The organism is Winogradskyella immobilis, assembly GCF_021887715.1.
GTDB classification, from domain to species: domain Bacteria; phylum Bacteroidota; class Bacteroidia; order Flavobacteriales; family Flavobacteriaceae; genus Winogradskyella; species Winogradskyella immobilis.
In genome coordinates, this window is record NZ_JAIQXX010000004.1 from 173,221 (window position 1) to 186,665 (window position 13,445).

Genomic DNA, 13,445 nt, shown 5'->3' on the forward strand with positions numbered 1-13,445 from the left:
TCAAAAATCGTTAATCTACAATCTCAAATAATAAAAATGGAAGCATATATCATAGATGGTGTTCGCACACCAATAGGAAATTACAAAGGCACATTATCTGCTGTTCGTACAGACGATTTAGGAGCAATCGTTATAGAAGAGATTGTAAAACGAAATCCTAATATTCCAAAAGAAGCCTATGATGATGTCATTATGGGTTGTGCAAACCAAGCAGGTGAAGACAACCGTAATGTAGCACGAATGTGCTCGCTTTTAGGAGGCCTACCTTTTTCAGTTCCGGGAGAAACTGTTAATAGATTATGTAGTTCGGGATTATCAGCCATTATACATGCCAACCGTGCAATAAAAGCAGGAGATGGAGAGGTATTTATTTCTGGTGGTGTGGAGAATATGACACGCGGACCCTACGTAATTGCAAAACCATCGACAGGATTTGGTGGCGATTCTAAAATGTATGATTCTACCTTCGGATGGCGTTTTATAAACCCTAAAATGCATAAATTATACGGAACTGATGGCATGGGGAATACTGCCGAAAATCTGGTAGAGAAATATAATATTTCAAGAGAAGACCAAGATAAGTTTGCGTATTGGAGTCAGATGAAAGCTGCTAAAGCACAAGAGAACGGAAGGTTGGCAAAAGAGATTGTAACGGTTGAAATTCCACAACGTAAAAAAGACCCCATTCAATTTTCTAAGGATGAATTTGTAAAACCAAACACATCATTAGAAGTTTTAGGAAAATTAAGAGCTGCTTTCAAAAAAGAAGGAGGTAGTGTAACTGCAGGAAATTCATCAGGATTAAACGATGGTGCCGCAGCAACTATAATTGCATCCGAAGATGCCGTAAAAAAATACAACCTAAAACCATTAGCGCGAATCGTAAGTTCTGCAGTAGTGGGTGTAGAACCAAGAATTATGGGAATAGGGCCAGTTCAGGCATCTAATAAAGCATTAGAAAAAGCAGGACTAACAATGGATGATATAGATGTCATTGAATTAAATGAAGCTTTTGCTGCACAAGCATTAGCGTGTACACGTGCTTGGGGCTTAGCAGATGATGACCCTAGATTAAATCCTAATGGTGGTTCCATAGCTATTGGTCATCCTTTAGGAGTAACTGGAGCGAGAATTGCGTATTCAGCAGCTTTAGAATTAAAAGAGCAAAATAAAAAATATGCTTTAGTAACCATGTGTGTTGGTGTTGGGCAAGGTTATGCTGCTGTTATAGAAAGAGTATAGAAATTAACGATTGAAGATTGTCGATTGGAGATTTAAGAAGTGAGAAGGGTTTCAAAAATCAAAAATCGTTAATCAACAATCTCAAATAATAAATGATGAACAAGATTCAACATTACGTCCAAGGAAAATGGACAACAGGAAAAGAAGAAGGAACACCAATTCTAGATGCTGTAACTGGTGAAGCATTCACAAGTATCGCTATCGAAGGATTAGATATTCCAGAAATTCTTCAATATGGAAGAACAAAAGGAGGCGAAGTACTTCGCAAAATGACTTTTCAAGAGCGTGGTAATATGCTCAAAAAATTGGCATTGTATCTCACAAAAAGAAAAGATGCTTTTTATGAATTGAGTTATAGAACTGGAGCTACTAAAGTGGATAGTTGGATTGATATTGAAGGTGGTTTTGGTAATCTTTTTGCAAATGCGTCTTTACGAAAATTGTTTCCGAATCAATCGTATCATGTAGAAGGTGATGCCATCGATTTGTCAAGAGGGGGTCGTTTTATGGCACATCATATTATGGTGCCTAAAAAAGGAGTGGCAGTACATATAAATGCTTTTAACTTCCCAGTTTGGGGAATGCTTGAAAAATGTGCGGTCAATTGGATGGCAGGAATGCCTGCTGTAGTTTTACCAGCACCTTCTTCATCCTATTTAGCAGAGGCTGTTGCCAAAGAAATTATCGATTCTGGTATTTTACCAGAAGGAGCACTTCAAATTATAAACGGAACCGTAAAAACAATATTAGATACCGTAGAATCTCAAGATGTGGTCACCTTTACAGGGTCTGCTTCAACTGGGCGTTTATTAAAAGCGCATCAAAGATTAATACAAGAAGCTGTACCATTTACGATGGAAGCTGATTCCTTAAATGCATCTATTTTAGGTGAAGATGCTGTTCCTGGCACACCAGAATTTGATTTATTTATTAAAGAGGTCAGAAAAGAAATGACCGTTAAAGCTGGTCAAAAATGTACTGCTATTCGTAGAATCATTGTGCCAGAAAAATTGGTTGAAGATGTTCAAATTCAATTAGGCAAAGCATTAGACAAAGTAACCATTGGTGACCCAAGACTAAAAGAAGTACGAATGGGTTCTTTAGTGAGTCAACAACAAGTGCAGGCAGTAAGAGATTCTGTAAACGATTTAGCTAAAGAAGCGCAAATTGTTTATGGTAATTTAGATACAATAGAAACTATCGGTGCTGATGCAGAAAAAGGCGCTTTTATAAGTCCGATTTTACTAAGAGCTGACCATCCTTTTGAAAATACAGTTATTCACGAACGTGAAGCATTCGGTCCAGTAAGCACCATAATGCCTTATAAAAATTTAGACGGAGCCATTACATTAGCACAAATGGGTAAAGGCTCACTAGTGTCTTCTATTGCTACTAATGATGATAAAATTGCAACCGATTATGTCGTAAATGCTGCGTCTCATCATGGGCGAATACTAGTACTTAATAGAGAAAGTGCTAAACAAAGCACTGGCCATGGTTCACCTTTACCATATTTGGTACATGGAGGTCCAGGGCGCGCTGGTGGAGGTGAAGAAATGGGTGGCATGCGTGGTATAAAACATTATTTGCAGCGTACGGCAATTCAAGGTTCGCCAACTACTATTACTGCAATTACAGGTATTTACCAACAGAATGCAAAATATAAGGAAGCAGAACAGCATCCATTCAAATACCATTGGGAAGACATTGAAACTGGGATGTCAATGAAAACCCATAAACGTACTTTAACAGATACAGATATACAGAATTTTGCCAATTTAACTTGGGACCATTTCTACGCACATACAGACATCACATCTTTAGATGGAAGCATTTTTGAAAAGCGAACTGCGCATGGTTATTTTATTATATCTGCAGCGGCAGGATTATTTGTCTACCCAAACAAAGGTCCAGTTGCGGCGAATTACGGTTTAGATAGTATTAGATTCTTAAGACCATTGTATCATAACGATACGATTTATGTACGATTAACTTGTAAAGAAAAAGTGGACCGTGATGTAGCTTCGGCAGAGCATCCAAGCGGAATTGTAAAATGGCATGTTGAGGTGTTTGATGCTAATTTTGAAAATAGACCTGAAAGTCAAAAAACAGATAAAGATAGTCCGCTAGTTGCAGTTGCTACCATTTTAACAATGGTTCAAAAGAAACAAGAAACATTTGTTGAAATGACTGATGAAAAGATTAATGAATGTCTATCAAAACTCACTGAAAATAGCAAAGCAAATTGGGGAATGATGACGCCGCAACATATGATTGAACATTTGGAGTATACTTATAAAATTGCTTCAGGAGAAATTCAAGATTTTGAGATTGCAACACCAGAGAAGATTTTAGAAAAGGTAAAAAATAGCCTTTGGAACTATGAGCCTTTTCCTAAAAACAGTCAATTTCCATTACTAGAAAAAGATAAATTAGACGATTTAAAACATAAAGATTTAGCAACAGCAATTGAGAAGTTTAAAGCACAAAGAAATTTATATGTAGACTATTTTAAAGAAAATCCAGATGCTATTTTAAAGAATATGGTATTTGGTGAATTAAATAAATACGAGTGGTATTTATTAGAGCGCAAGCATTTGAATCATCATTTTGAGCAATTTGAATTAATATAACATGACACAACCATACGTAAAACAAACCTTAGAAAACGAAGTAGGATACATCGAATTTTTTCATCCTGCTCATAATTCGCTACCAGGAAATGTGTTAGCTGAATTAGCACAAACAATTACTGATGCAGGACAAAACGATGCTATTAAAGTGATTGTATTAAAAAGCGGTGGAGATCGTACATTTTGTGCTGGAGCAAGTTTTAAAGAGTTGATTAATATTAATGATGCGGCAACTGGAAAAGTGTTCTTTTCAGGATTTGCCAATGTAATAAATGCCATGCGAAAATGTCCGAAGTTTATCATCGGTCGTATCCAAGGTAAAACCGTGGGTGGTGGCGTAGGTCTTGCAGCTTCAACAGATTATTGTATGGCAACAAAATTTGCAGCCATTAAATTAAGCGAACTTAACATAGGCATTGGACCTTTTGTGGTTGGACCAGCAATTGAGCGCAAAATGGGATTAAGTGCGATGTCACAAATAGCTATTGATGCAAACTCATTTTATCCACCAGAATGGGCAAAACAAAAAGGCTTATTCACGCATGTTTATGAAAGTACAGAAGCGCTAGATGAAGCGGTAAAAGCAACAGCAGAACATTTGTGTACTTACAATACAGAAGCTATGTTAGAAATGAAAAAGGTGTTTTGGAAAGGTACAGACGATTGGGATGAGTTATTAGCAGAACGTGCTGCAACTAGCGGTCGATTAGTGCTGTCTGAGTTTACAAAAGAGAAATTGAAAGGATTTAAATAATTATCGATTGAAGAATGTCGATTGGAGATTTTGGAAGTATGAGTGAGAAATTCGAAAATCAATAATCCTTAATCAACAATCTTAAATAAATAATATGATATATAGCTTTAAAGGATATACACCAGTAGTACACGAAACGAGTTTCGTACATCCTTTGGCTGCCGTAACTGGTAATGTCATTATTGGTAAAAACTGTTATATAGGTCCTGGAGCTGCCATTCGTGGTGATTGGGGACAAATTATTTTAGAAGACGGTGTTAATGTTCAGGAGAATTGTACAGTACATATGTTTCCAGGGAAATCGATAACTCTAAAAGAGAGTGCTCACGTTGGGCATGGTGCCATAATACACGGTGCTAATTTAGGTCGAAATTGTCTCATTGGTATGAACACAGTGATTATGGATGATGCCGAAATTGGTGACGAATGTATTGTAGGTGCAATGGCATTTGTAAAAGCAGAAACTAAAATTCCAAAGCGAAGTTTAGTAGTTGGTAATCCCGCTAAAGTGATTAAAGAAGTGAGTGATGAAATGATTGCTTGGAAAACAAAAGGAACACAATTGTATCAGCAATTACCTGCCGACTGCCACGAAAGTTTAAAAGAAGTAGAACCTTTGAGAGACGTACCCGATAATATGAAATTGCAAGATAGTATGTATGATACGTTACGTGATTTTATGAAAAAATAGAATTGTTATTCCGAGGGAAATGAGGAATCTCATAAAGAGATTCTCACATCATTTCATTTCTCGTAATGACAAATAGAAAAATTAAAAATGTCAAAAGTTGAATTAAAAATGCCCAAAATGGGCGAGAGTATTACAGAAGGAACTATTATCAATTGGTTGATTAATGAGGGTGATAGCTATGAAGAAGGCGATATTATCCTTGAAGTAGCAACCGATAAAGTAGATAATGAAGTTCCAGCTACTGAAGATGGAATATTGGTAAAAATACTATTTCAAGCAAAAGATGTTGTACCAGTTGGAGAAGTGATTGCAATCCTTGAAGTTTCAGAAGAAACTAAATCAACCAAGCCTAAAACAGATGTCACGTCGAGTACGGTCACTGAGCAAAGTCGAAGTGCAGTCGAGCCTTCACAAAAGAAAAAAGAAATCAAAAAACCTAAACAGGTAAAACCAGTTTCAAATTCATTTTCCGTTTCAAATTCTAATACCTTCTTTTCACCACTAATTATTTCTATAGCAAAAGACCATCATATTAGTTTTGAGGAATTGGCACGTATTCCTGCTACTGGAAATGAAGGGAGATTACGTAAAAGTGACGTATTTCATTATATAGAAGAAGGAAGACCATTTAAATTTGCTCAACCTGTTGCAGAACCAGACCCAACTGCATATCGTATACCACAATTAAATTTAGATAAAGGTAAAGGCAAGATCATTAAAATGGACCGTATGCGCCAAATGATTGCAGACCATATGGTGTATTCAAAGCATACATCACCGCACGTCACGGCATATGTTGAAGCAGATTTAACCAATATGGTAAATTGGCGAAATGCAAATAAAAAAGCGTTTCAAGATAAATATGGAGAACGTTTAACTTTTACACCTTTATTTGTTGAAGCAGTAGCGAAAGCGGTTAAAGATTTTCCTAATATCAATGCCTCGGTTGATGACACTAATATTATCGTAAAGGAAGATATTAATATAGGTATGGCGACAGCTTTACCTAGTGGAAACCTTATTGTTCCAGTAGTAAAAAATGCCGATACTAAAGATTTAAAAGCTTTAGCAGAAAATGTAAATGAGTTAGCTGGAAAAGCACGAGAAAATAAATTAAGCGGAGACGATATTCAAGGGAGTACATTCACAATATCTAATGTAGGAACATTTGGAAGTTTAATGGGAACACCAATTATCAATCAACCAGAAGTCGCGATATTAGCTTTAGGGATTATTAAAAAACGCGCAGAAGTGATTGAGAAACCTGAAGGTGATACTATAGAAATTCGAAGTATGATGTACTTGTCTTTGTCATTCGATCACCGTGTCGTCGATGGCTTTTTAGGAGGTAGTTTCCTAAAACGTGTTGCAGATTATTTTGAAGAGTTTGATGTGAATAGAAGTATATAAATTAGACTGTCATTCAGAGCGAAGTGAAGAATCTCTCGAAGAGATTGCGACGTCCTTCGTCCTCGCAATGACAAAAACAAAAATATTATGAGTTACAATATCAATATAACAAAAATCGAAAAATCAAAAGTATCAGATTTAGATTTTAATAACATCCCATTAGGAACAACATTCACAGACCATATGTTTATCTGTGATTATGATAATGGACAATGGGGCAACCCTAGGATAGAGCCTCTAGAAACAATTCCAACACATCCTGCAGCAATGGCATTGCATTATGGTCAAGCTATTTTTGAAGGAATGAAGGCTACTGTAGATAAAGATGGAAACCCTATGTTATTCAGAGCTAATAAAAATGCAGCACGATTAAATACAAGTGCAGACCGAATGGGAATGCCTAATTTTCCTGAAGATTTATTTGTAGAAGGCTTAAAACAACTTGTAGATATAGAGCGTAATTGGATACCGCCACAAGAAGGAAGTGCATTATATTTAAGACCATTTATGTATGCTGATGAACCTTTTATTGGTATGCGAGCGGCTACACATTACAAATTTATCATTATTGCGTCACCATCAAATGCTATGTACAGTAATCGCATTAAATTATGGGCAGAAAAGCAATATATAAGAGCAGCAAATGGCGGAACAGGAGAAGCAAAAGCAGCAGGTAACTACGCCGCCGCCATACGTCCAACAGAATTAGCCAAAGCAAAAGGCTACGATCAGGTATTGTGGTTAGATGCTAATGAGCATAGATATATTCAAGAAGTAGGGACTATGAATATATTTTTTATGATTGACGGAAAGTTTATAACCCCTAAACGAGATGGATCTATTTTAGACGGTATCACTAGAATGAGCGTTATAGATGTTCTAAGAGATAAAGGTTATGAGGTCACTGAAACAATGATTACTATAGATGAAATTAAAACCGCATCTCGTAGTGGAACTTTGCAAGAGGCTTTTGGTACAGGTACGGCCGTTGGTATTGCCTATATTCAAGAGATTGGTTTAGACGGTGAAGTAATACACGTTTCAGATCAAAGCCCTGTAGCAAATGATGTTAATGACACTTTAAATGCTATAAAAACAGGGAAAGTAGAGGATAAGTTTAACTGGATGACCAAAATTAAAAATTAACCTCTATTAAAGTTTTATAATCATTCTGTTAAATGCAGAATGCTTTCTGAAATATAAAACCTCAAAAATAAGTTTCTGCCTTAGTAGAAATAATGAATATGGATAAAAAAATATTAGAAAAAGGATTTTCAAACCTGTGTACAGCAAAAGCACTAACCGAGTTATACGAAGCTAATTTTAAACAAGTTTCAAAATATGTACACGCCACTTCACGTGGTCACGAAGCAATTCAAACTGCTTTAGGGTTGCAATTATTACCACAAGATTATGCATTTCCTTATTACAGAGATGATGCAATGTTGTTAGCATTAGGAATGCAACCTTATGATGTAATGTTACAATTGTTAGCAAAAAAAGAAGATCCGTTTTCTGGAGGACGCACCTACTATTCGCATCCAAGTTTAAAAGATATAGATAAACCAAAAATACCGCATCAATCTTCAGCTACAGGTATGCAAGCTATACCTGCAACAGGTGTAGCAATGGGAATGCAGTATATTGAGAAACAAGGTTTAAGTAACCCTAATGTCATTCAGAACGATAGTAAAGAATCTCAATTAAATCCAATTTCAGTATGTTCATTAGGCGATGCTTCAGTTACCGAAGGCGAAATCGCAGAAGCATTTCAAATGGCAGCATTAAAACAGATGCCTATTTTATATTTAGTGCAAGATAATGGTTGGGATATTTCAGCAAATGCAGCAGAAACAAGAGCGCAAAATGCCTATGAATATGCACAGGGATTTCACGGATTAGAAGCGATTTCTATAGATGGTGCTAATTTTACAGAAAGCTATGAAGCTCTAGAAAAAGTGATTGCTACCATTCGTAAAGAACGTCGTCCGTTTTTGGTACACGCTAAAGTACCTTTACTAAATCATCATACTTCTGGTGTGCGAATGGAATGGTATCGTGACGATTTGGAAGAAGCACGCTCTCGCGATCCATATCCTGTATTAAAAAAACAATTAGAAGACGCTGGGATTTCTTTAAAAGATATTGAAGCCATAGAAGTTGAAATAAAAGCAAAAGTGCAATCTGATTTTGAACGTGCTTTACAAGCCGAAGATCCACAACCTGAGGATTTATTTACTCACGATTTTGCACCAACACCAATTACCGAAGAGGTAGGAGAACGTTTTCCTAAACGCGACGAAAAAGTGGTGATGGTAGACTGTGCATTATTTGCTGTAGAAGAATTAATGAGAACCCATAAAGAATGTTTAGTCTACGGACAAGATGTTGGTGGACGATTAGGTGGTGTATTTCGCGAAGCTGCAACTTTAGCACAAAAATTTGGAGATGACCGTGTATTTAATACACCAATTCAAGAAGCATTTATAGTTGGGTCTACAGTTGGAATGTCTGCAGTAGGTTTAAAACCAATAGTAGAAGTACAGTTTGCAGATTATATTTGGCCAGGGCTTAATCAATTGTTTACCGAAGTAAGCCGTAGTTGTTATTTATCTAACGGAAAATGGCCTGTGAGTATGATTCTTCGCGTGCCAATTGGTGCATATGGTAGTGGAGGCCCATATCATTCATCTTCAGTAGAAAGTGTAATAACTAACATTAGAGGTGTTAAAATAGCCTACCCAAGTAACGGAGCTGATTTAAAAGGGTTGATGAAAGCAGCCTATTACGATCCTAATCCGGTAGTGATTTTAGAGCACAAAGGCTTGTATTGGTCTAAAGTACCTGGAACCAAAGGAGCAACGTCTATAGAGCCTGCAGAAGATTACAGATTACCTTTTGGTAAAGCCAATGTTTTACAAGAAATCTGGAAACAAGAAGATAAAGAAACTTTAACTGTTGTAAGTTATGGGATGGGTGTGCATTGGGCAATGAATGCTACAAAGGGAATGAGAGATCAAGTTGAGGTAATAGACCTGCGTACTTTGTTTCCATTAGATGAAGACACGATTATGAAATCGGTTAAAAAAACAGGAAAGTGTTTGGTAGTTACTGAAGAGCCTACTAATAATAGTTTTGCAAGAGCATTGTCTGGGCGAATACAAGAAGAATGTTTTAAGTATATAGATGCACCTGTAATGACTATTGGTAGTGAAAATATGCCAGCAATTCCTTTAAACTCTACTTTAGAACAAACGATGATACCGTCTACAGAAAAGGTAAGAACAAAGATTGAAGAGATATTGAATTATTAAATAGAGGACTTTGTTTTTTAATACAAAGATTTCAGTAAATTTATCTGCTAAAAGCTATATTGATGAAATCTATAATTAAAAAGTATGTTGTAGTAATTACTTTATTACTATTAATATCAAGCTGTAAACAAACACAATCTGAAAACACTTTAGAAGAAAAACAACTAAACGAAGTTTTGGTTATGGGGATGATCCACGGTGGTCACCTTACCGATAGCGTATATACTACAGCTTACGTGGAAAAACTAATTAGAGAAATCAACCCCGATTATATCTTAACAGAAATTCCACCAGATCTTTTTGAAGCTGCTATGGAAGGATTTAAACGCGATGATAGTATTTCTGAACCTCGTGTGATGCGTTTTCCTGAATATACAGATGCCGTATTTCCGTTAACTAAAGAAATGGATTTTGAGATTATTCCAACGGCAGGCTGGACCAGACCTATGGCATTAGAGCGTAGTCAAAAACTAAGAGCTATTAGTGAAGATCCAAATCGTGCAGACGATTGGGCAGCATATAGAAAAGGAAATCGTGAATCAGACTCTATATACCGAGCAACAGGAAAAGTAAACGACCCCTATTTTATTCATACCGATGAGTACGATCGTATTCAAGATATTGCATTGCAACCTTATAACAAGTTGTTTAATGTAGAGCTTGGTCTTGGAGGTTGGGAGAATATCAATATTGCACATTATTGGCATATTGAAAAAGCGCTAGAAAAACACCGCTACAAAGGAAAACGTATTTTAATTACGTATGGCGCAGGACATAAAGGTTGGTTCTTAAGACAGCTTCGTAAGCGTGACGATATCAAATTATTAGATATGAAACCTTTTTTAGATGCCATTCAGTAATTCTAAATAAAGAGATGTCTGTTCAAGCGTAGTCGAGAACTAATCAATTTTAAAAAAGAGATAATATAGCGAGTGAAAGCAGCCGTTTTTGAAAAATTCCAAGGACCAATAACGGTTCAAAATGTTAAAGACCCAATACCAAAAAATGATGGTGTGGTTATAAAAGTAAGTGCTACAGGCTTGTGCCGTAGCGATTGGCACGGATGGATGGGACACGATAGTGATATTGATTTACCTCACGTACCTGGACACGAACTAGCGGGAACTATTGAAACAGTTGGTAAGGATGTAAAAAACTTTAAAGTAGGTGATCGTGTAACCGTACCTTTTGTTTGTGGTTGTGGTATTTGCGGGCAATGTATTTCAGGAAATCATCAAGTATGTGATACACAATCGCAGCCTGGTTTTACACATTGGGGTTCGTTTGCAGAATACGTCGCTTTAGATTATGCAGACACAAATTTGGTAAAGCTGCCTAATGAAATTGATAATGTCACTGCAGCAACTTTAGGCTGTCGATTTATTACATCTTATCGTGCTATTGTAGCACAAGGAGAAGTAGCTGGTGGTCAATATGTGGTAATTCACGGTTGTGGTGGTGTAGGACTTTCAGCTATTATGATTGCAAATGCTTTAGGAGCGCAAGTGATTGCTGTAGATATTAATGAGGACACACTAAATTTTGCAAAAGAAATAGGCGCAGTAGAAACTATAAATGCTAGTAATCATCCAAGTGTAGTTGAAGAAATTAAATCCATCACTAATGGCGGTGCGCACGTTTCTATGGATGCTTTGGGAAGTGCAACTACCTGTTTTAATTCTATTTCTGGTTTGCGAAAACGAGGTAAACATATTCAAGTTGGTTTGATGACAGGAGATCATCAAAATGCTAAAGTGCCTATGGTTAAAATACTAGCAGATGAATTGGAAGTGATAGGAAGCCACGGAATGCAAGCGTTTAAATATCCCGAAATGTTAGAGATGATTAAAAACAGGAAATTACATCCAGAAAAATTAATCGAACGTACCATTAGTTTAGAAGAAGCAACGACAGAATTACCAAGAATGAATGCGTTTAAGAACAGAGGAGTATTAGTGATAGATAGTTTTTAAAAAATGAAAAACCCATTACTTTTTAGCTTATTGATGATATTGTTTTTTGGTTGTAAAACTGAAAACAAGAAGACGTTCGATATGATAGTAACCAATGGGAATATCATTAATATCGAAACAGGAGCAATTGAGCAACAAGATATTTTTATCAATGAAGGTCGTATCGTTAATATAAAACCAGCAGTAGAGTATTCTAATATCACTTCAGAAAAAATAATTGATGCTACAGGTAAATACGTCTTACCAGGGTTTTGGGATAATCACGTACATTTTAGAGGTGGAGATACCTTAATTCAAGCCAATAAAGACTTTCTAAAACTATTTATAATGAATGGCATTACAACCGTTCGTGATGCAGGTGGCGATTTAACACCATCGGTTTTAGAATGGAATACTCAAATTGCTAATAATGAATTAATGGGGCCTACAATTTTCACTTCTGGCCCTAAATTAGATGGACCTAATGCAACTTGGGCTGGTTCTTTGGTGGTAACTAATCCAAAAGATGTATCAAAAGCTCTAGATTCATTAGAAGTATTAAAAACCGATTTTGTAAAAATATACGAAAGCCGAATTTCTAGAGAAGCATACTTAGAAACAGTGAAGCAAGCGACCTCTAGAGGACTCATCACTTCAGGGCATATGCCGTTTACTGTTGAGCTTACAGAAAATATTGAAGCTGGTATAGGCGCAATTGAACATTTATATTATGTGTTAAAAGGATGCTCTTCAAAAGAGCAAGAGATTACACAAGCCATTATAAATAGAGAGTATGGTTTTTGGCAATCGATGGCTAAACTCATTGCAACCTATGATGAGTTTACAGCAGAAAATACATTCAAACAATTAAAGGAAAATAATGTTTACGTTGTACCTACACTTCATATAGGAAATGTATTGAGTTACTTAGATGAAGAGGACCATACTAATGATGCGTATTTAAAATTAATGCCAGCAGGAATTATTACAACTTACCAAGGTCGAATTAATAGCGCTTTAAATGGTTCTGAAAAAGCACGACAAGATCGAAAAGCTTTAAATTCATTTTTTAAAAAATTATCAAAATCATTAAATGATGCAGGCGTTAGTTTGTTAGCTGGTTCAGATAGCGGTGCATTTAATTCATTTACCTATCCAGGTATTTCATTGCATAAAGAATTGGAAGCTATGGTTAATTCGGGAATTTCAAATTTAGAAGCACTACAAACATCAGCGTATAATGGATCTAAATTTTTAGAAAAAGGTGAAGATTATGGTACAATCGAAACTGGTAAAAAAGCAGATTTAGTGGTTTTAAACGCAAACCCATTGATAGAAATTACACAAACTAGAAATATTTATAGAATTACTAAAAACAATCAAATATACAATCCGCAGACTATTGCAAAAACTATTGACTGTGAAGATTGTATTATTCAAAATTAAACA

Annotated in this window: 10 protein-coding genes; all 10 read left to right on the forward strand. The window is 36.0% G+C overall.

All coding sequences use genetic code 11. The annotated features are described in order from the left end of the window. The first annotated feature begins 36 nt into the window (after positions 1 to 36). The 10 genes from pcaF (at position 37) to K8Z87_RS04870 (ending at position 13,442) form a co-directional block, all read left to right on the forward strand. A complete protein-coding gene (gene pcaF / locus K8Z87_RS04825; RefSeq protein ID WP_227476351.1) occupies positions 37 to 1,242 on the forward strand; it encodes a 3-oxoadipyl-CoA thiolase in 1,206 nt (401 codons plus the stop codon). Positions 1,243 to 1,337: 95 nt separating this feature from the next. Next, positions 1,338 to 3,875, forward strand: a complete 2,538-nt coding sequence (gene paaZ / locus K8Z87_RS04830; RefSeq protein ID WP_227476352.1) for a phenylacetic acid degradation bifunctional protein PaaZ — start codon at positions 1,338 to 1,340, stop codon at positions 3,873 to 3,875. Position 3,876: 1 nt separating this feature from the next. Further along, the gene (locus tag K8Z87_RS04835; protein WP_227476353.1) at positions 3,877 to 4,629 is read left to right on the forward strand and encodes an enoyl-CoA hydratase/isomerase family protein; all 753 of its coding nucleotides are present in this window, start codon (positions 3,877 to 3,879) and stop codon (positions 4,627 to 4,629) included. 94 nt (positions 4,630 to 4,723) lie between these two features. Continuing rightward, positions 4,724 to 5,320, forward strand: coding sequence for an acyltransferase (locus K8Z87_RS04840; protein WP_227476354.1), 597 nt, complete (start codon positions 4,724 to 4,726; stop codon positions 5,318 to 5,320). Between the two features lie 87 nt (positions 5,321 to 5,407). Next, on the forward strand, positions 5,408 to 6,730 hold the full coding sequence (locus K8Z87_RS04845) for a dihydrolipoamide acetyltransferase family protein (RefSeq protein ID WP_227476355.1): 1,323 nt from the start codon (positions 5,408 to 5,410) through the stop codon (positions 6,728 to 6,730). Between the two features lie 87 nt (positions 6,731 to 6,817). Beyond that, positions 6,818 to 7,876, forward strand: coding sequence for a branched-chain amino acid aminotransferase (locus tag K8Z87_RS04850; RefSeq protein WP_227476356.1), 1,059 nt, complete (start codon positions 6,818 to 6,820; stop codon positions 7,874 to 7,876). Positions 7,877 to 7,968: 92 nt separating this feature from the next. Continuing rightward, complete coding sequence (locus tag K8Z87_RS04855) at positions 7,969 to 10,044, forward strand: alpha-ketoacid dehydrogenase subunit alpha/beta (RefSeq protein WP_227476357.1); 2,076 nt, start codon at positions 7,969 to 7,971, stop codon at positions 10,042 to 10,044. Positions 10,045 to 10,106: 62 nt separating this feature from the next. Beyond that, entirely contained in the window at positions 10,107 to 10,904 is a 798-nt protein-coding gene (locus K8Z87_RS04860; protein WP_227476358.1) for a hypothetical protein, read from the forward strand. Positions 10,905 to 10,976: 72 nt separating this feature from the next. Next, positions 10,977 to 12,017: a zinc-dependent alcohol dehydrogenase family protein gene (locus tag K8Z87_RS13980; protein WP_227476359.1), complete on the forward strand. Its 1,041-nt coding sequence runs from the start codon at positions 10,977 to 10,979 to the stop codon at positions 12,015 to 12,017. Between the two features lie 3 nt (positions 12,018 to 12,020). Then, positions 12,021 to 13,442 (forward strand): amidohydrolase family protein, encoded by a 1,422-nt coding sequence (locus tag K8Z87_RS04870; RefSeq protein ID WP_227476360.1) that lies wholly within the window; start codon positions 12,021 to 12,023, stop codon positions 13,440 to 13,442. Positions 13,443 to 13,445: the final 3 nt, after the last annotated feature.